We start from the raw sequence: 20,462 nt of genomic DNA on the forward strand, positions 1-20,462 counted from the left end.
GAGGTGTTTTTTGATGACGAATGAACAAGACGTTAGAAGTGCGCTTTTCTGGTTTTTGATTACAGCTGTTTCGCTGCCGGGTCTGTTCTTTTTTGCATCGTACGCGAGGGTGCAATTCCTTGTAGCGGCTGTCGACACGCATAACAGTTTTACTGGATCCAACTTGTTGGGTTTTGGAGGTACACGCTTGGGCGTGTGGCTACCAACTTACGTGTTCATGCTGTTTGGCACGCTCATCTTGGGGTACTTTTCTCTCAAGATTTACTGGGGAATTCGCCGATTGGTTGAGGATCCTTTAGACTGGCGAGTCGAAAAAGCCGGAATCTTGCGTCTATATTCGATGTTGATTTTCCTCGAGTTTCTGGGGCACTTGGTCTCGAGACTTCATCATGTTTCAAGCAACTCAATAGGCAGAACATTCGGCAGGCCGTCAGGATTCCTTTCCACGTCTGTGGAGTTCTTGGGTTACAGTGTCAGCGTCTGGGATGCTCTGGGTTACGTTTTCTTACTTCTGTTGATCCCAATCATTCTTTATTTGATCTCAACGTATATCGGCCTTACTAGAGCCTGGTTGGCGTCTGGGTTGTTTTTATGGAGTCAACTTTCTTCAGCCGTAGGCACTGATGGTGGCCAGCCACGAAACTCAGCGTCTAACGGTGCTCAACCAATAGCGAGCATTGTAAGGTTTGAAGCGATGGCCCGCCGAGCAATTTCTGGAGCGGAACTCAGAATTCTCGTTTTCACAGTCGCAATGTTCGTTACAGGTGTCACAGCAATTGCAATGTTCCAAGCGGTGTTTGAGGGCTCATCGACAAGACAAACCACTCGGTTGATCTCGAAAATCGAAAGCTCTCCGATTGTACTGAGCTCTGATTACTTCCAGATAAGTGGTGATTTGCGTACAGTAAGTAGCGCCATCGCTGCCAAACTAGACACTCTAAAGTCGACTTTGGACATTGATCCAGCGGCGTCTTTTTTAAGGGAGCGTCCGGCAGCATCAGATCTTGTTGCTGCATTCCGTGAAGCAGATTTCAGTTTGGAGATCGATGCAGTCTCAGAAATACGTAGGCGGATAAACGACGCTCAAATCAACGTCACTGAGAAGCAAGACAACAAAAACGACTTTCTTTTACAATTGGCTGAGATCAAGGATCAACTCGAGAGTGTTTCACGCACCAACTGGGATGTCATAGTTGTACGAACCGCGATCATCCTCTTGGCTGTGCTTGTAATCGGCATCTTCCAACGTCTCTTGATGTCAGCGGTGAACGAACGTCGATCATGGGAGAATAAGCTGGCCGCCATGGCGCTTCTTTCCAAAGAACGGCTGGATAGCAGCAGCGAGGTTCGAAATTTCCTGAAGATCATCTTGGCTGATCCGCTGGAACCGGCGAAGGCAGGTGCTTCGAAATTACCAGGCACTGACGTCGACGCATTGGTCAATCGGCTTGAAGGGTTGGTGAATCCAAAACCGCCGGGATCGAAGTAGAAGTAAACGCTTGACCAATTCCCCATTTTCCGGCACAAATCTTGGCATACTCGGAAGAGTTGCGCGATAGGCTCGGGTGCATAGCACGCCGGGCCTTTCTTTTTGGGGGTTAGACCCATGAAACCGCGCCGGGGAAAGCCCGGTATCCCATAACCCAATCCAACCCGCCTGAACCCCGTGCAATGCCTGCGGCGGGGAAGACGTGGCAGCGTCGCAGGTGGGTTGGACCTCGGAGAGGAACGTGATGGCAAACCCAAACCCCAGCCCGGCCACCCGGTTCAAGGTCGGGGATAGGCCAAATCCGCAAGGCAAGACGTCAGAGCAGCGTCGCTTGGAAATTGAAAACGCGGAGCGCGCAACAAGGTTGCACAACCGCATGCTCGCGAGCCTTGAGCGTGAGCTTGAAGAGGCTGAAGAAGCAGGGGACAAGGCTGCGATCAAAATGATCAACGCCAATATCTTGAAGTTGATCAAGGATGCGCAAGACCGCGGCCTTGGTTCACCCGAGCAGCTGATCGATCACAGGTCCAGTGACAAGAGTATGACGCCGCAGGTGATAACACGTCGAGTGGTTGATCCGAAGTCTGATGGAACGGGGGAGTGAAGACCAGCTTGAGCTGGAAATAGACACACCTCGTTGGGCCATACCGCTCCAAGCAAGTGAAACTGCTGTTGGACGTGTCGTCCGATACAAAGGAGCGTGGGGCGGTAGGGGGTCAGGTAAGTCCCATGAGTTTGCCGGGATGGTGGTCGAGGAAATGATCGCCGACCCTGATTGCAGCGTTGTCTGCGTCCGCGAGATTCAAAAGTCTCTTACTCTGTCAGCAAAGAAGCTGATTGAAGCGAAGATCGTCGCGTTCGGGGTTTCACATCTGTTCCGGGTTCTAAAGACCCATATTGAACGCATCGACGGATCGGGGATGTGCATCTTTCAGGGGATGCAGGACCACACCGCGGACAGTGTGAAATCGCTCGAAGGGTTTAAGATTGCGTGGGTCGAGGAAGCACAAAGCCTTTCTCAACGCAGCCTTGATCTGTTGCGGCCGACAATTCGCGCTGCGGGGTCACAAATCTGGTTCACTTGGAACCCTCGTCGACGCGGCGATCCAGTCGAAAAGCTCTTGCGAAGTGGTAAGGGCAAACGAGAGGACGCAATTGTCGTCAGGGCCAACTACACGGACAATCCGTTCCTGCCTGTTGAACTTCTTTGTGAGGCTAAAGATGACCTCGAAAACAACCCTGATGGGTTTGGTCACACCTGGTTGGGTGAGTACGAAAACATTGGGTCCAAGGTCGTCATTCCCGCGGCATGGATTCGATCAGCCATCGGGCTCGCGCAGGACTTGGGCTTGGAGATCACGGGGAAAAAGTATGCCGCATTGGATGTCGCTGGCGGTGAAGAGGGCGGTGACGAGAATGCAATGGCTCGCCGCAAAGGGCTTGAGCTGACGAAGCTCAGTACATGGAATGGTCTGGACACAGCCATCACGACGCAAAAAACGGCTCGGATCGCTGTCAATGAAGGCATAGACGAAGTCTACTACGACAGCGTGAGCGTTGGTGAGGGTGTTACCGGAGAATGGGCGTCGATGGGGCGTCGCGGCGAGCAGCCTGACAACATGCAGTTCTTTCCTTGGTCGGGAGGTGATGCGGTTCTCAATCCGGAAGAACGCGTCGAACCAACGAACCCGGAAAGCCCTCTGAACAAGAACCAGTACCACAACCTGAAAGCGCAAGGTTGGTTCTCACTCCGGAAGAGGTTTGAGAACGCGCACAAGGCCCGAAACGGCAAACCGTTTGATGCGGATCACATGATCAGCATTCACCCGGAAATCGAAGATCTTGAGTTGCTTGAGGAAGAGCTTTCGCAACCGCAGCATAAACCAAGTGGAAAAGGCAAAACCATGGTCGACAAACAGCCGGATGGAGCTGCATCGCCCAATAGGGGTGACGCGACCATGATGGTGTTTTTCCCTGTTCAGCGTTTGCGACCCACAGCCCAGGTGTTCTTGTGAAGCACTTCTCGATCAAACAGTTCTTCGAGAAGGTCTTTGCCGCCGGAACCAAGCACGACCACTACACAGACTTCGGCTATCCCAAGCTGGTTACGTTCGAACATCTGCACCACATGTACGAGCGCAACGACCTGGCCAAGGCTGCGGTCAAGAAGACGACGGAAAAGACGTTCCAGAACCTACCGGCAATCCTGTCTGGTGAGAGTGAGATTGCGGACCTCGCAGACGCTTTTGAGCGCCTTGGGTTCTGGGACAAGCTGTCTGACATCGATGAGTACGCGCAGGTCAGTGGCTATGCTGGTTTCGTCATTCGGGTCGCGGATGGCAAGACGTTCGATCAGCCTGTGGATGGCTCGGTTTCGCTGGATGACATTGTCGAGTTGGTGCCCGCGTGGTCGGAGCAGCTCAAGGTTTCGGAATGGCATCTGGAACAGACAGACGCCGATAAATATGGCAAGCCCCGGCTGTTCACGTTCCACGAAGCGGCGATGCAGACAGAAGGCGCCCAACGCTCTGTCGTTGTACATCCGGATCGGGTGTTTGTCTGGTCGTCAGATGGCACGGTCAAGGCCAAGTCCTCGCTGCTCAGCGGCTACAACAACCTGTTGGATATGGAGAAGATCAGCGGCGCAGGTGGTGAGGGGTTCTGGAAGACTGCAGCCGCTCGGTTGAACATCGAGATCGACAAGGAAACCAACTTCGACACCTTTAAAAAGGCGGTTGAAGACGCCAGCGGTAAATCTTTCCAAGAGGCGCTGGATGACAAGGCCAAGAAGGTGAACGCGGGCTTTGACAGTTCCTTCATCACCCAGGGCATGAAGGTGGGGACGTTTTCGATTGCGCTGCCGCAGCCGAAGGAATTCTTCGACATCCCGCTGCAGGCGTTTGCCGCTGGCCGGTCCATGCCAACCAAGATTCTTGTCGGTATGCAGACGGGAGAGCGGGCCAGCACCGAGGACGCCAACGAGTGGAACAACACGATCATGGCACGGCGCAATCGCTGGACCATTCCTTCGATCCGCATGTTCCTCGAGAAACTGGAAATGCTTGGTGCACTGCAATCCGGTTGGTCCATCGAGTGGGACAGCCTGTCGGATGACACGCCCAAGTCCAAGATGGAGCGGGCAAAGACAATGTCCGACATCAACAACACGCAGACCAATGTCGATGATCAACCGGTGTTCTCCGCATCGGAGATCCGCGAGGAAGCAGGCTACGAAGGCAATCTGCCCAGCCTGCTCGATGACGACGACGACATCGAAACCGAATAGGTGACAACATGAGCAAGCGCGTTCGCGTGAATGTCCGCACTGCGGTCAACACATCAGCTGTGCGTCGAACTGAGCGGAACGGGCGCGATGTGATCATTGTGCCGAGTGCGACGCTGCCCGATGACGTGGTGATGAACAACATCATGTATCCGGCGGATGAGATCGCCAAATCGTACATGACGCTTAACAGGAAACCGGCTCCCGCGGGCCATCCGTCTATCAACGGTGCCTTTGTATCGGCCAGTGATCCCGAGGGCATTAATCTGGGGTGGATCGGCGCGTGGAACGAGAACGTGCGTCAGGAAAAGATGGGCGATGGCCGCAATCGCGTTCTGATCGACAAGGTTATCGACGTTGAGCGCGCCAATGAGACAGCAAAGGGTCGTGAGACCCTCGCGGCGATCGAAAACGGCGACCCTATCCACACGTCAACCGGCCTATTGTGCAATCTCGACGCCGCGAACGGCGACGTCGATTACAGCCACGTAGCCCGTAACATGGAATTCGATCACGACGCCATTCTGCTGGATGAGCAGGGGGCGGCGACGCCAGAACAGGGCGTTGGCATGCTCGTCAATTCCGCAGGCGAACAAGAGAAAATCGAGGTCATCAACAGCATCTACGAGGACGCTGAACGTGAACTCGACTGGGCAGCAGAGTCAGCAGTTCGCGCCGCTGAGAAGCTGGTCAAGGCGCCCATGATGGAGCGCATCAAATCCGCAATGATGGAAGTCTTCACCGACTTCTACGGGCGGGAAACCTCAGCAAACAAAGGAGATGCTGAAATGGCTGATGACAAACAGCTGAACGAGCTATCCGCGAAGGTGAACGCCCTCGAGGAAGGTCAAACCAAGATCAACGAAGCGTTGGGTACGATTTCCGACTCCATTGGCACGCTGGTCAAAAACCAAAACGAGGCCGCTGAAAACGCCAAGGCTGCTGCCGAGGCAAAGAAGGCCGATTTTGTGAACAAGGTGGTCGAAGCTAAGATCGACGGCATGACCGAAGACGTGGCCAAAGCTATGGATGAGGTTGCGCTGAATGCCGTCCTGAAGATGCACGAAGCCACGAACACCAAGAAGGCTGCACCACTTGCAGGGGGCATGTTCGGCATCGGCAACGATGATGGTTCCGACGTGTTCAATCCTCTTGCCGGAGGTGCGAAGCAATGACCACGGCAAACGTTGTATTCGCCGGTCCTGTTGAGACGGTCAAACCGCTGATGCGTGAGGCCATCATCAAGGACGGCCAAACTCTCGTGGGTGGTCATTTGGTCGAGATCGACGCGAACGAATGGCAGGCCCATTCCACAGCCGACGTGGGTGGCGACATCCACGTGATCGACATGGATACCATTGGTCAAAAGTTGGTCACCGACACACTGACCACCGGCCAATCGCACCCCGCGTTCACGCCCGAGGTTGGCAAATCCTACAATCTGATCCTCGCGGCGGGCCAGACGATCGCAAAAGGCGCGTCGCTTTCTTCAAATGGAGATGGCTCGGTGAAGGCAACTCCCGCTGGCGGTGTGTCTGAGGCGTTGTTTACCGCCCAAGAGGCAATGACCACCACGGGCGCAACGGCACGCATCAAGGCGCGCTACAACCCAACCGGCGTGAACGCGACGGTCTAACCAGAAAGGCACTCACATGCTCTATTTTGATCCCGAGCGCCCTGAATGGGCCGCTCAGCGCAACCACGCTGCGCAAGCTGCGTTTGTCGGCAACACGCGCACGCTCGTGAACCGTCACAACGCCCAGATGATGGGCAACGACGCTGCCGTTCTGCCGCGTGACGTGGCGCAGGAGTTTGACCGCCAACAGGTCGAGCTGATGCGCGCAAACAACCTTGTCCTGCTCACTGATCTGCTGCCCCTGGCGCGTTCACTTGCGGTCGGCAAGATCGAAAGCATTCACCGTCGTGTGTCGGATAGCGGCAAGGCCGTGCGTTCGCTGACGGGCCGTGCTGTGGTTGATATCGATAAAGCCGGTTACGACTATGACAGCACGATCAAGGTCATCCACCAGGACGGCTTTGGTCGCGACTGGATGGAGATGCAAAGCCAGCGGACAGAAGCGTTCGACGGCCTTGTCGACGACCAGGCGAATTCGAACCGCACTGTCCTCGATAGTATGGCCGAACACATCTATGATGGTGCGCTTGACGAAGAAGGTCAGCTGATCACCTTCAATGGTACACAGGCAACCGGGATCAAGACGTCGACCAAGACCGTCGATATTAATCTCGGCGCCGGCGGTCTGAACATCAACTTTGCATCGGCTGCCGCCACACCAAGTCAGATCCGAGATGCGTTCATCCAACTGGTGAAGACGCTACGCGTGGACAACAACGTCGGCGAGAACATCACGTTCTACATTTCGGCGGAGATCGAAACCAACTTCCAGCGCTTCTACGGCACGGATGCTGGCGATTCCGGCAAGACGATCATGACAGTTCTCAAAGAACTGGCAGGCGTCGAGGACATCAAGGTCGATCGCATGCTTTCGGGCAACGAGATCGTTGGGGTGGTGCTGAATACCCGGTTCATCCGTCCGCTGGTGGGCATGGCCGTTTCGACGGTGCCTCTGTTCCGCGCGAACCCGATGGATGCCTACAACTACCTGACATGGGCAAACGTTGGCCTTGAAATCCGCGTCGATCAAACCGGCAAGTCCGGTGTGATGTACGCACGCGCCATCGCCTGATCAGTCAGCTGGCCTGACTTGTTCGGGTCAGCGCATCAAGAAAGGAATAGAACATGAAAAACCAGTTCTTCGTGACCGGTCTTGGCCTCAAGATCGACAAGGTGATGATCATGCCGGGTTCGACGCTGACACTGAACACTCCGGCGCCGGGTCATTGGTCGCGCTTTGGAACCTCGGACTTGGCTGAGGCCGAGCAGCGTATGGAGGCCCAACATCTGACAGTTGCTACACCAGCAGCTGCGGTTCAGACTTCCGAGCCGACCGGAAAACCCAAGACCAAAAAGCGGCAGGGCTTGGAGCAACAGGCCACTGACAACAGCGTCGAGTTCACCGACGAGATGTCTGATGACGATCTGCTCACGGCTATCAAAGCCAAGAAAGCTGCAGCGGCCTGATGCCAATCACGGTCGAGGACGGCACGAACGTTGCCAATGCTGACGGCTGGGCGGATCAGCCCACTTTCGAGCAGTGGCAGGTGGACTTTCAGGGGGCTGCGTCTGCAAAGGACGTTCCATCGCAGGAAGCCGCAATCCGTCGTGCCGTCATTTACCTTGACTCTCTACCTTGGGTGGGCCGTAAAACACACGGTCGCGCTCAGGCACTTTCATGGCCGCGTTCCGGTGCCTCTGATGGATCGGGCGATGCTATCGGCGATGCCGAAATCCCGGCAGAACTGATCCGCTCCCAGCACATGCTGGCATGGGCCGAGCTTCAAAGCGCGGGCATCCTGAACCCTTCGGTCAACATGGCAAACGCCAAGACGCTGACAAAGGCAGACGTCATTGCGTGGACACACACCGGTGCTGAGGGTTCCAGCATCGATGCCCACCGAACACTGGTCATGGGTGCACTCGATACGATCATCGGACTTCTTGCCGAGGATGTGCGCGATGTGAAGGACTACGACACCACATATCTCGGGGTATTCGGGTGAGCGGGGCAGCCATCGCGGCAGAAATTGCAGCGGCTCTTGGCGAAGTCGGCGATGAAACCGGCGCAGGCAAACTTGAGGCTACCATCAGCCGCCGCGGCGTGCTTGATGAAAGCACCACGCCACCAACGCTAGGTCCGGACCAGACGTTCACGTTCACGGCAATGATCAGTCAGTTCACGACAAAGGAATTGGCGTCAGGCAACGTGCAGTCCGGTGACACCAAGTTTATCTTGTCTGAGGGCGAAACAGACCCGCGAAACGATGACAGCATCATCGTTGACAATATCGAATACGAAATCGAAGGCGTTGACCGTGTCGCGCCGGGCGGGGTAACCCTCATGTGGAAAGTGCATGCCCGTGGTGGCAGGCCGGTTACAGGGTAGGCATGGCAAGGCAAACACTCGCAGCGTTTCAGGCGGAATTGGCCAAGATTGAGCCCACTCTTGCACGCGCCTTTGCAGAGGCCATGGCTGACGTGCGATCGACGGCTCAACGTGACCTGATCATTGCCGCCATCGAACGCGGCGACGTTGAAGGAGTAGTGCAGGCCATTCGTCTCGGTCGTGAGTTCTTCGCACCTCTCGATGCTCGAATTGAAGATGCGTTCCGACAGGGGGCAATCTGGCAGCTCACACAGTTGCCAAAAAAGGCGGGGCCGGAGGGCACTAACCTCATCGTCCGATTTGACCAGAGAAACCCGCGCGCCGAACAGTGGACGCGGGACCGGGGCGCGCGCTTCATCAGTGAGGTAACCGAGGATCAGCGGACCTTGGTTCGCGAAACCGTGCAACAGGGCATCGCTGATGGCGCAGGCGCCGACAAGATCGCACGCCGCCTCATCGGCACCACACAGGGCAACCAGCGCAAAGGCGGTGTCATTGGCCTGCACAGCAAGCAGGCATCCGCAGTGGCTCGCGCGCGGGATGAACTGAGCGATCCGGCAAGTATGCGGGGTTACCTTCGGCGCAAACGTCGTGACGGGCGTTTTGATCGAACGGTACTGAAAGCGATACGTGAGGAACGTGCGCTATCTAGCCGTGAAATCGACAAGATCACCGGACGCTATGCCGACCGGCTCTTGCAGACGCGCGGTCGGCGCATCGCACGCACGGAGGCTCACAACGCGTTTTCCGCAGGACGAAATGAGGCTGTGATGCAGATGGTCGACAGCGGACAGGTGCCGCCAACGGCGGTCAAGCTGGTGTGGCAGTCGACACCAAGTTTGCGAACGAGGGACACGCACCGGGCAATGAATGGGCAGGAGGTTCCTTTTGGTATTGCGTTTCAGAGCCCGTCAGGTGCGCTGATGATGTACCCGGGCGACGGCAGTTTAGGCGCGCCAGCGGAAGAACTGGTGAACTGCCGGTGCGGTGTGCGGCCAGAAATAGATTTTGTGAGTTTGGCGAGATGAAACAACAGGTGACATACACGTATTCGATTTGGCGCTTGCGGGTTGCGACGTGCGCTGCCGTGTTTCTCACGCCCTTCTTGTCTGAGATGGAAAGGAACAAATGTGCCCGAGCGTTGGGCGAATGGGTCGCAGCTTCCGTCAAGCTATCGCGCTAGATGACACAGAGTTTCGCCGCACAGGTGCGCAACTGGTCGGAGAAGGCCAAGCGCAATGCCGGTTTGGTCGTCGCGGATGCGGCGCAAGTGAAGTTCAAGGCAATGTCTCGGCGGCAGCCATCTGTGAAGGAAACGGGCGGCAGTTTTGAAGTCGGCAAGGTGCCGGTGGACGAAGGTGTCCTAATCAACACTATGATTTCGAGCCTCAACGGGTCGCAGGTTGGCGAGGGCGAGAACGCATACGTCGCTGGGTTGGCTGGGTTTGAGGCCGGCGACAGCATCTTGTTTGCCTTCACCGCCGAGTACGCGCAGGCGATTGAGTACGGGACGGTCAATTTTCCGGGCCGGTTCATGGTGCGCGAGGCGCTGAACAGCAACGGTGGCTGGCAGGCCCAGATCGACTTGTCGGCAGCGAAGTTTCAGGACTGATCAATGGCAACGGTTATCGACGCACAGAACGCGCTCTTGGCGCGACTGCAAGCCATGCCTGATCGTCCAGCCATTGCCTATCCGAACGACAAGATCGTCGAGGCTAAGCCGCGCATTGTCGTCCAGTTTCCGGCTGCCGCGCAGACCACAAGAACGATTGGCGGGTGCTCACAAGGCGATGCGGAAATGGTTGCTCGCATCGAGACCAAGCAACACGAATTGACGACTGAGGCGAACACCATCGCCGAGCAGATCATCGCATGGTTTCGGCCAGTTCAACGTTTTGGCGGTGTGACGATCATCGAAGCGCCGTCTGTGCGCGCACAGTTTTCGGAAGCGGGTAGCTTCCACCTTCCGGTCATCATCCGTGGCCGGTTCTACACCTAGCAGCCCAGGAGGCAAAAATGAGCGATCTATTCCCCGTCGCCGGGGCAAAGTTTTACATTGGCGGTGCAACTGAAACGCAGGCCAACGATTTTATTGCCACCGACTTCTCCGCCGAAACGTGGGTTGAGGTCGATGGCTGGGAAACGGCTGGATCCAAGGGCGACACAGCAGAGTTGATCACCACACAGCTGATCAACCGAAATCGCGATGCAAAACAGAAGGGCACGCGCAATGCTGGCTCGATGCAAAACGTCTTTGCCAGCCTTCCGGGCGATGCCGGCCAAGCGGCGATGCGAGCAGCAGAAAGCAGCACCAACAACTTCGCATTCCGCGTCGTCTACGACGATATCCCAGACGGCGGAACAACCGGTACGACGCACTACTTCGTGGGTCTGGTGATGTCGTGGCAGGACCAAGGTGGTTCCGCGAACACGACCCGCATGCGTCAGGCAACGGTAGAGATCAATTCCAACATCGTTGAAGTGGCGGCGGCATAATGGACATTTCTGAGATTAAAGCAGCTTCCCAAGCGATGGATGAACCGCAGTGGGTTGGTGAGGACGTACACGGGCTCAAGGGTGTGAAGTTGCTTGTGGCTTCGCGCGACGGTCGCGATGCTCAACGCCAGATCAATCGCCTTGTTCGGTCGATCGGTCAGGATCAACGAGATGAAGACGGCACTCTGACAGAAGAAGCCCAAGAATCGCTTGATGACATGGTTCTGGCACGGTCGATCCACGATTGGAGTGGCCTGACAGATGGTGCAAAGAAGCTGTCCTTCAGCGTCGAGACAGCCGAGGCGCTTTGCCAATCTAGCGTGTTCTATGCGGCGTTGCGTGACTCGGTCGCGCATGTGACTAAAAAAGCCAACGTCCTGCTCGAGGACCTGGAAAAAAACTAGTCGACGCCGTCCGCGTTGTTGCGCAGGGCGGCGTTGCAAGCTTGGACTGCGGTGCGCTCGAATTTCTTGATGAATTCAAGGAACTGACGACCGACAGGTCCATTCAATACACGGGTGGAAAGCAACCATACATTGGCCCGATTCCGGCAGCGTCCATCCGGTCTGCGTCCGAAAGGTTCGGGTCCGAGGCGGCGTCATTCACCCGCTGCATCCGCGCAATGGATGTCGCCTATCTCGAAGTCGTCCGCAGACACCCGGACGAGCCAACCGTGAATTTGAGCCGAAACTTTGGCCCCGGCGACCTGCTGGCGGCTGGCAAACCATCAGGGGGTGCATGATATGGATATTGCGCTTCTCGGCGTCGAAGTGGACAGCAGTGGTGTAGTCAAAGGCACGCGCGACCTTGATCGCCTCGGTGATCAGGCAGCCCGCACCGAACGCCAGACGAATAAGATGGCAACGGGCGTAAACCGAGGCATGACCGGGGCAGGGCGTGCTGTCGAGCAGTTTGGCCAACGCGCCAAGGTTTCGTCTTTCAACACCGCAAATCTGGCCGCTCAGGGCAACGATGTAATTGTGATGGCCTTGGCCATGCAGAACCCGTTGCAGCTTGCTTTGCAACAGGGCACGCAAGTTAGCCAGGTACTCAACACCATGGGCAGCCGGGGCGACATCATCCGAAACCTCGGCGCCGCCTTCACTTCCATGATCAATCCGGTTTCGTTGGCGACAATTGGGATCATTGCCGGTGGTGCCGCGCTTGTGCAGTGGGGTATTTCGGCGGCTGGCGCGGGTCGCGACGCCAAAGATTTCGAAGACACAATCGAAGATACCAGTGAAGCCGTTGAAGGTTACATCGATCTACTTCGATCGCAGGATGACGCTTTCGATTTAGGTTTCGGTCGTTTTCAAGATGACCTCAAGAGGACATCCCAAGCGTACAAAGACCTTCTGGCAATCGCCAAGGTCGATGCCATCAATTCTGTGGCCGCAGCAACGACAGCGCTTTCTGAAAGCGTCACAGGGTTCCGGTTGTTCAGCGGTGACAGCATGTTGCAGGGAGCGATCCCGAACGCTGGTGACCTCTTGGGGATTGAAACAGGCCTCCGCGGTAACATCACCGCAATGAAAGACGCTCGCGAGGAAGCGCGCCAGTTTCTCGAGCTCTTAGAACTGGTAAACACCAGCGACAGCTTGTCATCGCAATTGAGTGCGGCTCTGCAGCTTCGTGATGCCTTTGTCGCAATTGTTGGTCCTGCAGAGGACATGACCACACAGCAACTTGAGTTCATGCGCAATCTCTCCCTGTCCATTCAGCAAATGGAAGCGCTAGCGGCTGCGACAGATGACCAGGCAATTTCACAAGCTGCGGTTAGCGAGGAAATTCGCGCGGGCTTTGAAGCTGCGGCTGCGGCACAGACGACACTCACGGATGAAACGACTGAATACATCAGTCGCATGGCGGACGCCTTTGAAGCGGCGTCTGACCTGAAAGAGGAAATTGGCGACGCCGCATTCGAGGCGGTGAGGTTGGCTGGCGTTGATATGGCTGGACCGATTTCAGCGGCCACATTGGAAGCTGCCAAACTAGCTGGCACCCTTGAGATTGCCGTGAGCGCCGCTGCATCTCTCCTGAATCTGCAAAATAGTCTTGAGTACTCCGGTCGAGGCGGCAACCCTTTCCGTTTCGGTGATCCAATTGGCCGTGATCCCAATGCTGGAACAGGCACTCTTTCGGCAGATGCCCAGTCCCTGATTGATGCTGCCAATCGCAGATCGCGTCGCAGAGGTGGTCGCGGCGGCGGCCAAAGCGAGGCCGAAAAACAACGCCAAAAGGATCTGCGCGCAACCGAGAAGATCCTAAATAGCCTGTTCACAGCACAGGACACTTACAACGACGCACTTGATCAGGCGAACCGCCTCTACAAGATCGGCCTCCTTCCCGCTGGAGCGTACCAAGAGCACCTCAAGCAGCTGAAGGTCGAACTGGCTGAGGCCGAGTTCGGACAGGTCTATCAGGCGATTGATGACATCTCTCAGTCGATGGCCGACGCCATTGTTCAGGGTGAGAACTTTGGCGATGCGATCAAGAACGTCATGCAGCAAGTAGCGGCAGACATTCTGGCATCTGGCATTCGTGAGTCCCTGTTGCAGGTTTTTAACATACCATCGATTGCTGGTGGTCGTCGGGGCGGAGGATTGCTGTCCAGTTTGTTCGCCGGCCTGTTTGATCAGGGGGGCAACATCCCGTCAGGACAATTTGGCATCGTAGGTGAGCGTGGACCGGAACTTGTTAGCGGACCAGCAAGTGTGATGGGCCGCCAAGACTTCAGCAACGCCATGCGCGGCGGAGGTGGGGCGCAAAAACTCGAAGTCGGTATTCATTTTGAAAACACGGGAGCGATGCGGGCGTTCGTCTATGATGCTGCAGGTCAGGTCGTCGCCGAGAGTCGACCAGAAATCGTAAGCGAAGCGGTCGGTTCCGTTCAGCGTGGTGCGCGGCGCTCAAAGAACTTCCTTGGGGTCTGACCGGTGCCTGACGTCATAGCATGGCCACCCTTGGGCATCACGGCCTATGAACACACGCTGACCCGCCCGGTACAGCGCGAAACCGGCTTGGATGGTGAACCATACCTAAGCCAGTCGCTCAAAACGCGGCGGACCTACACGGCAAGAACGTCCGGCATTGGCCCTGACCGGTTTGGTGCTGGCTATGTGGAGATACTCAAGCACCTTCTGGATGGCAAACTCGCCCTTGTGAGCGTTCCCACGCTTCCGCGAGTTTGGATGGGAGCGGTTCGCGCCATGCCTGACCGGGGTGCGGATCAGATTACGTGGGTGACGCCGCCGGAGCCAGTGACGTGGCAGGATGGTTCGGCGGTTGGCTGGATCAACCGTGACCATATCATTGCCGTGGCCGGTGCCGACCAATCCGGGTTTAATTACATTGACTGTACCGGACTGCCGGTTTCGCAAACAGTTGCAGCACCCGGTGAAGCGGTCTCGATTGCAGGCGACACCGCCTATGTCCTGCGGCCCGCCAAAAGCAACGAGGACGGTGAGGCAAGGGTCTATCTGACCGGCCCGCTGACGAGCGGCAATGTACGCATCGGGGTCATAGAGGTGCGCACCTTTGAAATCCCCGATTTTCCTCGCGCCCAACAGCCGGTCAACGGTGATTTCTTCTATGAATTTCAAATGCGGGAAGTGTTCGATGATGACTTTGACACGCCGTTGCAGGTGATCAATCCATGGAGTTGAGACGTGGTTTGGCACAGGCGCAGATCGATGCACGCAGGGAAAACCCTCTTTTCCCATGTTCGTTCGTGCACATCGATTGGCCGGACATCGCGGTTCGGGTGTTTTCCGGGTCGGGTGTCATCCAGTGGGACGGCCAAACATGGAATGGCGTCACCACACGCCACGGGACAGTGGCCGATATGGTGATCCCCGAAACGGGTGAGCAAGTCGCGCCGCGTGAGGCGACGTTTCGGATTATCGGTCAGATTGCCGAGGTTCTGAACGACGCCGCTGATCAACGTGTTGCGGGGCGCGCGGTGAGAGTCTGGTCTGCGACAACAACGGAACCGGGCGGGAACGCGTTGGCAAGTGAACCAGTTTTGGAGTTCACAGGTTATGTCAGCGATACGGGCTATCAAGAGCGCCGCCAAGGCGATGACGCGCCCACACCGGCCTTGCTGACTGTCGATGTCACCTCAGGCGTCTCAGCTCGTGCGAGCGCGGAAATGGTGCATTCGAGTGAGGATCAGCAGCGGCTCTATCCCGGCGACACCTTCTTTGACCGGACCGCGAACGCTAGAATCTGGGAAAGGACTGTGCGGTGGCCTGCAAATTGACGGCAGAAACGGTCATGGAGGCCGTCCACAAGACAATGGAAGGTCCTTTTGTACGGGGTGTCAGTGATTGCTGCACCGCCGCCTGTCAGGCGTTCGGCGAGGTCTGGGGTGAAGACCCCTTGGGTCCGGTGGAGTACCGGACTGCAATCGGCGCTGCGCGGTTCCTGTTGCCTTATGGCGGCATCGATGGATGCGCAAAGGCAATTGCCGCGCGCGCCGGGCTTGTACTTGGCGACGCCGCACCCGGTGCCTTGGGTGTGATACGTCATCAAGCGGCTGCCACATCGGATCCGGAGCTATCTCGCGGGTGGGTCATGGGCATCTGTGTTGATGGCCGCACCTGGGCAATCAAGGGCGAACACGGGTTCATCCTGGCGGAGTTTGATCTACAGGGGTGGCGTCCGAAATGGGCCTAGCTGCTCTTGTCACGCTGATTAAAGCGGGTGCGAGTTTCGGGGCTGCCTTGACAGCCGTATATGGTGGAATTGGTTCTCTAGCTCTCAGGCTGGGGGCCGGATTTCTCTTGAACCGTGCCGCCGCCGCGATCTTTCGTCCTGACGCTCCGAGCTTTGGCACCTTGCCACAGGCAGACATAAGGCGAGAATTGCAGTTTCCGCGCGAGCGGCCCGCATATCGGTTCCCCTATGGTCGGTTTCGGGTGACGTGCACGCCGGTGCCATACCCGGTGATTGGTGACCTGGCCTACGGGGCGTTCTTGGCAAGTTCACGTGAGAGTGCTGGACCGTTTGATGTCTACATCGAAAACCAGAAGATCAATTTCACCGGCGATCCATATGACTTTGCGGGTCCGGGCGCTGTGGCTGCCGATGGTCCCTACAGAAACTACATTCGGTTCTGGATTGGGCGAGGTGGCCACACCTCGCCCCCGCAGTGGTATCTGGACAATGCGGGATACTTTCAGGGGGGTGATCCGCTTCGCTGGAAGCGGTCCGACGCAGGTCAGGGCAGGACAGTTGTGTTTGTTGTTATGGACCATGGTCCGCAAGATACAGCGCAGCAACGGTGGGCATCCGCTGTCCCATTGATTGAGCTTGAGGGGCCGTGGATGGCGGTCTGGGATCCGCGCGATCCCGCCCAGACCTTTGAAGACAAATCGACATGGCAGTTTCGCGACGATCCATTCCTGTGCGCCCTGGACCTTGCCACCCAGAACCCGTTCCGACCGTACCGCGCGGAAAACCTGATGATTGACCTGTTCAGGGATGCGGCGGATGTCGCGGAACATCGGGTGCCCTTGAAGAACGGTGGCAGCGAGGCACGTTACCGCTGTGCTGGCGTGATTGTGTTGAACGGCCCGGAGCTTGAAGACCTGTTGCAGCCGTTCGTCGCTGCCGGGGCAGGGCGGACAATCGACTTGGGCGGGCAATTGGGCATCGTTCCTGGTGTGTGGCGGGAGCCGGTTGCGGAAATCACCAATAGTCTTGGTGGCGTCGCATTCTCAGCCATCAGGCCCGATGAGGAACGTTTCTCCGAAATTAGGGTTCAGTATACCAGTGAGACGCGGGACTATTCGCCTGCCGAGCTTCAACCATGGACCATTCCGCAACCCGAAGGCGTCGTGGCGACTGGTGGTGTCATGAGCCTTGATCTGAGCATGGTGCCATCTGCAACGCAGGCGATGCGGATCCGAAACATCAGGGGTAAGGAAAACGCGGCACAGAAGACGCTGGAAGTCATGGCGCTGCCTCATGAGGCGGCTGATATGATGCCCGGATCGATTGGCATAGCGAACCTGCCTGAACCGTATGGCAGTCGCATGAACGGCTCTTATGAGGTCGTAACCATCGGTCATACCGCAGATTTGGTTGGTGACAACGGGTTCGCGATGCGCAGTCCCATCGCGTTCCGAGAACTGAGCGAAGACGTGTATGCTTGGAACCCGTTCGAGGATGAAGAAGATGTTTTTGATCCTCCCGCAAGTCTTCCACCCGGTGCCGTACAGCTTCCGGGTGAGATCAGCGTAGAGACAGGCAATACGGTCAATTTGAACACCGGCGGAACGATCATTCCGCGGATCAAATACACCTTTGGTCCATCATCATCCGGCGGCGTGACCGGGTACGAAGTGCAGAGCAGCGTATCTGGTAATGAGGCATGGGTGAATGAGGGCTTTGTCTCGGTGCCAGATCCTGAGCCAACAGGTGGGGGTCCGTTCTTCGGCACGGAGCCAAGCACATCCGAACCAGCCATACTATCGGGGTTCATTCAGTCCGCTGCCGGGGAGCTGCGCGACTTAAGAGTTCGTGCCGTCGCTTCGGGTGGCGCGAGTGATTGGCGACAGATAGACGAGGTTGCCTCGGTCGTGAGCATTGTCCTTGCTGCACCGACCGTTGGCTCACCGATCCCCGGTACCGGCGAAATCAGCGTCTCGTACACGGCTCCAAACAGCAACGAAGCCAAATCAATCGAGGTTTGGGGGTCAGACAGTGATGATGTCGGCTTGGGCGACATGCTGACGACGATTCCGGTCACCAACGCGCAACAGGTGTCCTACACAGAAACCGGCCTGACGTCAGGCCAAACGCGCTACTATTTTGCCCGGTCTCGCGGCGACTTCGGCAACGCCAGCGCATTCACAGCGTCCATATCCGAAACAGCACTGTAAGGGGCAGATATGCCAGATTTTCGCACACCCGTTGTCGGAACGGAGGTGAATGTACAAGCATTCGATACAGCTTTGACAGCGGCCTTGAATGGCCTTGATGCCGATCTGCGTGAAGAGATTTCCGCCATTGTCGGCAGCTTGCGACTGGTCGGGGATTGGGACGCCGGTGGCAACTTTCCCGCTGGAGCCGCTCAGAGCGACTATTTCATTGTCGATCAAGGCGGGACAAGTGGTGGAGTAGCGTTCGAGCGGGGTGATTGGCTTATCGCCGTTGCTGTGTCACCCAGCACGACAGTGTATGCCGAGAATTGGGTTCGGTTCCGTCCGTTTGCTTCTCGCCAGCCCGTGCCTTTCAGTTTCGTATCAGATGGGACTGCCGGTCCATATGCTTTGCCTGCGCCTCCGAACGACAGGGTGTTGGTGGACGTTCGACTTGGCAATGTTGTTCAGGATGTCGGGCAGTATTCGGTCTCTGGCTCTTCGTTGACCTTTGTAGAGGCTGTGCCGTCAGGGCTGAGCATCAGCGGTGAGATACGCTATGGTGACCGGCTGGTTCTGCCGTCCACTTTTCCGGCGGGTACGGAATCTGCACCCGGCTTGGCGGTGACGGGAGACACAGATACGGGGTTGTACCAACCATCGGCCAACCAATTGGCCGTCGCTGCCGATGGCGGTTTCAGAGTACCACTCTTGATCCCACAAAGGACGTACACTGCAAGGTCATTTGTGAACAGTGACACTGCCTTCTTCGTTGAACTGCCGGGAACGTCGACGACGTTAGTCGCTTGTCTGGCCGTGAACATCATCGACCACGCATGGCTCATTTCCATCACGGGCACGGTCTCGACAGTAGAAGCCTTTGCCACCTTGGCAGAAGCATCTGCTGGGGTTGTGGAGTTCACGACAGGACCTCTTTCTGGCCTGACCGGGACGGACGGAAAGATCACGCTTTCACTAGACAGCTCTGCCAGCCCGCCAAGGCTCTGGATTGAGAACCGGCTGAGCAGCAACCGCTTCTTCTCTCTGACACTTTTTGGTTAAGCAAGGATCGAACATGGGTTTCAATCTCATTTCACCGCGCATGGTCGAGGGCCTGCGCGACAGACCTCTACTCATCTTGATCTTGGGTCAATCGAATGCGGCGAACAGCAACCCGCAGGCCCAAGGGGGCGACCTGGTTGTAGACGATCTCATCAAAGCTTTGGACGATTCCGCGTTTGTTGTCGTCAACCCAACGACAGGCGCTGGCGTGCATGCTGTCGGCTACAACAATCTGGCATTCCAAATGGCAAAGCGCGCGCGCCGCGATGGATACGGCGAAGTGTTCATTGTTCAAGAAGCGGTTGGCGGTGCGACGATCGACCAATTCATCGGCACAGGTCCACAAGCGCCCCGGTACACGTCCATGCAGGCAAAGATGAATGCCGCGCTCTCGTCTCCTGAGTTGGCAGCAAAGGCTTTCGACTTTGTTGTAATTTGGATGCAAGGCGAGAGTAACGGCGGCCCCGGCTTTGAGCTGAGCCAATACGGAGCGCAGTTTGGCACGCTCAAGGGGCAATTGCGATCTGAACCATGGTGGAAGGCGGGAACACAGATTGTTTGTGGCTCCATGCCGCCCCTATCATCCGCGCGGATTGTTGACGCGTTTTTCGTGAACACGCTTCCGAATGACGACGATCCATACACGGTCACCGCCGACCTGCGTTCGTTCACCGCCGGTGCGGATCAGCTTCATTGGACGGGTGAAGAACTCGATGAGGTGGGGGCACGGTTCTACGACACGTGGCGACGCAACATTGCCCCCGCAACTCCGACGCAAGACCGTGTCGCATCAGAGTATGTTTTGTTCAGCGGCGAGCACGTGAATGGCCGGGGATTGGGAATTCGCTGGGATGAAGCACCGTTGCAGGGAACGATTGGTGTGTCGTCCTACAGCTTTGCGGACAACCAGGTTTTTGTTACCCCCGCCAGTCTGACATTCGACAGCGATGATGGCTTTGTCAGGGCCAACGGTGATTTCTTTGTCAGCGGCCATTTGGAGTGCCTTTCAGGACTGACATTCGACAGCCAGTTTGGTTCTGCGTTTGTCGATGTTACAAATGCGGTCAACACCAGCGACGGAAAGAAGGCCGGAACCGCTTACTTCGATGCAGCCAACAACCGCCTAATCGTTGCGACCGGTCCTGCAGACAATGCCAGTTGGGTGTTTTTTAATCCAGCAGGGGCGATTTCCCCCGTCTAAGCCCAACCCTGAACCGCGCAGAAACTGCGCCTGACTTGCC

The 20,462-nt window shown here is 56.8% G+C and carries 23 protein-coding genes; all 23 read left to right on the forward strand.

Annotated elements, in window-relative coordinates; genetic code table 11:
- The first annotated feature begins 13 nt into the window (after positions 1 to 13).
- The 23 genes from IE087_RS17595 (at position 14) to IE087_RS17705 (ending at position 20,422) form a co-directional block, all read left to right on the forward strand.
- The gene (locus IE087_RS17595; RefSeq protein ID WP_189370680.1) at positions 14 to 1,489 is read left to right on the forward strand and encodes a hypothetical protein; all 1,476 of its coding nucleotides are present in this window, start codon (positions 14 to 16) and stop codon (positions 1,487 to 1,489) included.
- Positions 1,490 to 1,820: 331 nt separating this feature from the next.
- A complete protein-coding gene (locus IE087_RS17600) occupies positions 1,821 to 2,093 on the forward strand; it encodes a hypothetical protein (RefSeq protein WP_189370681.1) in 273 nt (90 codons plus the stop codon).
- Positions 2,077 to 3,504 carry a PBSX family phage terminase large subunit gene (locus IE087_RS17605; protein ID WP_189370682.1) on the forward strand — a complete coding sequence of 476 codons (1,428 nt, stop codon included), beginning with the start codon at positions 2,077 to 2,079 and terminating at the stop codon, positions 3,502 to 3,504. Before IE087_RS17600 ends, IE087_RS17605 begins: the two co-directional genes overlap by 17 nt.
- Entirely contained in the window at positions 3,501 to 4,775 is a 1,275-nt protein-coding gene (locus IE087_RS17610; RefSeq protein ID WP_189370683.1) for an anti-CBASS protein Acb1 family protein, read from the forward strand. Before IE087_RS17605 ends, IE087_RS17610 begins: the two co-directional genes overlap by 4 nt.
- An 8-nt stretch (positions 4,776 to 4,783) precedes the next feature.
- Positions 4,784 to 5,947: a hypothetical protein gene (locus IE087_RS17615; RefSeq protein ID WP_189370684.1), complete on the forward strand. Its 1,164-nt coding sequence runs from the start codon at positions 4,784 to 4,786 to the stop codon at positions 5,945 to 5,947.
- Positions 5,944 to 6,408, forward strand: coding sequence for a hypothetical protein (locus tag IE087_RS17620; protein ID WP_189370685.1), 465 nt, complete (start codon positions 5,944 to 5,946; stop codon positions 6,406 to 6,408). Before IE087_RS17615 ends, IE087_RS17620 begins: the two co-directional genes overlap by 4 nt.
- A gap of 16 nt (positions 6,409 to 6,424) precedes the next feature.
- Positions 6,425 to 7,480, forward strand: coding sequence for a major capsid protein (locus IE087_RS17625; protein WP_189370686.1), 1,056 nt, complete (start codon positions 6,425 to 6,427; stop codon positions 7,478 to 7,480).
- A gap of 53 nt (positions 7,481 to 7,533) precedes the next feature.
- The gene (locus IE087_RS17630; RefSeq protein ID WP_189370687.1) at positions 7,534 to 7,875 is read left to right on the forward strand and encodes a hypothetical protein; all 342 of its coding nucleotides are present in this window, start codon (positions 7,534 to 7,536) and stop codon (positions 7,873 to 7,875) included.
- Positions 7,875 to 8,414: a DnaT-like ssDNA-binding protein gene (locus tag IE087_RS17635; RefSeq protein WP_189370688.1), complete on the forward strand. Its 540-nt coding sequence runs from the start codon at positions 7,875 to 7,877 to the stop codon at positions 8,412 to 8,414. Before IE087_RS17630 ends, IE087_RS17635 begins: the two co-directional genes overlap by 1 nt.
- Positions 8,411 to 8,797 (forward strand): hypothetical protein, encoded by a 387-nt coding sequence (locus tag IE087_RS17640; RefSeq protein ID WP_189370689.1) that lies wholly within the window; start codon positions 8,411 to 8,413, stop codon positions 8,795 to 8,797. The genes IE087_RS17635 and IE087_RS17640 overlap by 4 nt, the downstream gene beginning before the upstream one ends.
- A 2-nt stretch (positions 8,798 to 8,799) precedes the next feature.
- Positions 8,800 to 9,825 carry a phage minor head protein gene (locus tag IE087_RS17645; protein ID WP_189370690.1) on the forward strand — a complete coding sequence of 342 codons (1,026 nt, stop codon included), beginning with the start codon at positions 8,800 to 8,802 and terminating at the stop codon, positions 9,823 to 9,825.
- A 155-nt stretch (positions 9,826 to 9,980) separates the two neighbouring features.
- Complete coding sequence (locus IE087_RS17650) at positions 9,981 to 10,409, forward strand: hypothetical protein (RefSeq protein WP_189370691.1); 429 nt, start codon at positions 9,981 to 9,983, stop codon at positions 10,407 to 10,409.
- A 3-nt stretch (positions 10,410 to 10,412) separates the two neighbouring features.
- Positions 10,413 to 10,796: a hypothetical protein gene (locus IE087_RS17655; RefSeq protein ID WP_189370692.1), complete on the forward strand. Its 384-nt coding sequence runs from the start codon at positions 10,413 to 10,415 to the stop codon at positions 10,794 to 10,796.
- Positions 10,797 to 10,813: 17 nt separating this feature from the next.
- Positions 10,814 to 11,293, forward strand: a complete 480-nt coding sequence (locus IE087_RS17660) for a hypothetical protein (protein ID WP_189370693.1) — start codon at positions 10,814 to 10,816, stop codon at positions 11,291 to 11,293.
- A 35-nt stretch (positions 11,294 to 11,328) separates the two neighbouring features.
- A complete protein-coding gene (locus IE087_RS17665; protein ID WP_189370694.1) occupies positions 11,329 to 11,697 on the forward strand; it encodes a phage-derived protein YdaY family protein in 369 nt (122 codons plus the stop codon).
- A gap of 41 nt (positions 11,698 to 11,738) precedes the next feature.
- Entirely contained in the window at positions 11,739 to 12,035 is a 297-nt protein-coding gene (locus IE087_RS17670) for a hypothetical protein (protein ID WP_189370695.1), read from the forward strand.
- Between the two features lies 1 nt (position 12,036).
- Positions 12,037 to 14,226, forward strand: coding sequence for a phage tail length tape measure family protein (locus tag IE087_RS17675; protein ID WP_189370696.1), 2,190 nt, complete (start codon positions 12,037 to 12,039; stop codon positions 14,224 to 14,226).
- A 3-nt stretch (positions 14,227 to 14,229) separates the two neighbouring features.
- Entirely contained in the window at positions 14,230 to 14,958 is a 729-nt protein-coding gene (locus IE087_RS17680; RefSeq protein WP_189370697.1) for a hypothetical protein, read from the forward strand.
- Complete coding sequence (locus tag IE087_RS17685; RefSeq protein ID WP_189370698.1) at positions 14,949 to 15,554, forward strand: hypothetical protein; 606 nt, start codon at positions 14,949 to 14,951, stop codon at positions 15,552 to 15,554. Before IE087_RS17680 ends, IE087_RS17685 begins: the two co-directional genes overlap by 10 nt.
- Complete coding sequence (locus IE087_RS17690; protein WP_189370699.1) at positions 15,539 to 15,970, forward strand: DUF6950 family protein; 432 nt, start codon at positions 15,539 to 15,541, stop codon at positions 15,968 to 15,970. The genes IE087_RS17685 and IE087_RS17690 overlap by 16 nt, the downstream gene beginning before the upstream one ends.
- Entirely contained in the window at positions 15,961 to 18,180 is a 2,220-nt protein-coding gene (locus tag IE087_RS17695; protein ID WP_189370700.1) for a phage tail protein, read from the forward strand. Before IE087_RS17690 ends, IE087_RS17695 begins: the two co-directional genes overlap by 10 nt.
- Before the next feature lie 9 nt (positions 18,181 to 18,189).
- On the forward strand, positions 18,190 to 19,221 hold the full coding sequence (locus IE087_RS17700) for a hypothetical protein (RefSeq protein ID WP_189370701.1): 1,032 nt from the start codon (positions 18,190 to 18,192) through the stop codon (positions 19,219 to 19,221).
- 13 nt (positions 19,222 to 19,234) lie between these two features.
- The gene (locus IE087_RS17705; RefSeq protein ID WP_189370702.1) at positions 19,235 to 20,422 is read left to right on the forward strand and encodes a sialate O-acetylesterase; all 1,188 of its coding nucleotides are present in this window, start codon (positions 19,235 to 19,237) and stop codon (positions 20,420 to 20,422) included.
- Positions 20,423 to 20,462: the final 40 nt, after the last annotated feature.

The organism is Tateyamaria omphalii, assembly GCF_014651375.1.
Taxonomy (GTDB): Bacteria; Pseudomonadota; Alphaproteobacteria; order Rhodobacterales; family Rhodobacteraceae; genus Tateyamaria; species Tateyamaria omphalii.

Bases quoted from the DNA above. Each gene is read 5' to 3' on its own strand.
- IE087_RS17660 (WP_189370693.1), top strand. From the start codon at position 10,814: ATGAGCGATCTATTCCCCGTCGCCGGGGCAAAGTTTTACATTGGCGGT.
- IE087_RS17700 (WP_189370701.1), top strand. From the start codon at position 18,190: ATGCCAGATTTTCGCACACCCGTTGTCGGAACGGAGGTGAATGTACAA.
- IE087_RS17705 (WP_189370702.1), top strand. From the start codon at position 19,235: ATGGGTTTCAATCTCATTTCACCGCGCATGGTCGAGGGCCTGCGCGAC.
- IE087_RS17675 (WP_189370696.1), top strand. From the start codon at position 12,037: ATGGATATTGCGCTTCTCGGCGTCGAAGTGGACAGCAGTGGTGTAGTC.
- IE087_RS17625 (WP_189370686.1), top strand. From the start codon at position 6,425: ATGCTCTATTTTGATCCCGAGCGCCCTGAATGGGCCGCTCAGCGCAAC.
- IE087_RS17595 (WP_189370680.1), top strand. From the start codon at position 14: ATGACGAATGAACAAGACGTTAGAAGTGCGCTTTTCTGGTTTTTGATT.
- IE087_RS17665 (WP_189370694.1), top strand. From the start codon at position 11,329: ATGGATGAACCGCAGTGGGTTGGTGAGGACGTACACGGGCTCAAGGGT.
- IE087_RS17615 (WP_189370684.1), top strand. From the start codon at position 4,784: ATGAGCAAGCGCGTTCGCGTGAATGTCCGCACTGCGGTCAACACATCA.
- IE087_RS17645 (WP_189370690.1), top strand. From the start codon at position 8,800: ATGGCAAGGCAAACACTCGCAGCGTTTCAGGCGGAATTGGCCAAGATT.
- IE087_RS17620 (WP_189370685.1), top strand. From the start codon at position 5,944: ATGACCACGGCAAACGTTGTATTCGCCGGTCCTGTTGAGACGGTCAAA.
- IE087_RS17655 (WP_189370692.1), top strand. From the start codon at position 10,413: ATGGCAACGGTTATCGACGCACAGAACGCGCTCTTGGCGCGACTGCAA.
- IE087_RS17650 (WP_189370691.1), top strand. From the start codon at position 9,981: ATGACACAGAGTTTCGCCGCACAGGTGCGCAACTGGTCGGAGAAGGCC.
- IE087_RS17685 (WP_189370698.1), top strand. From the start codon at position 14,949: ATGGAGTTGAGACGTGGTTTGGCACAGGCGCAGATCGATGCACGCAGG.
- IE087_RS17695 (WP_189370700.1), top strand. From the start codon at position 15,961: ATGGGCCTAGCTGCTCTTGTCACGCTGATTAAAGCGGGTGCGAGTTTC.
- IE087_RS17635 (WP_189370688.1), top strand. From the start codon at position 7,875: ATGCCAATCACGGTCGAGGACGGCACGAACGTTGCCAATGCTGACGGC.
- IE087_RS17630 (WP_189370687.1), top strand. From the start codon at position 7,534: ATGAAAAACCAGTTCTTCGTGACCGGTCTTGGCCTCAAGATCGACAAG.
- IE087_RS17605 (WP_189370682.1), top strand. From the start codon at position 2,077: ATGGAACGGGGGAGTGAAGACCAGCTTGAGCTGGAAATAGACACACCT.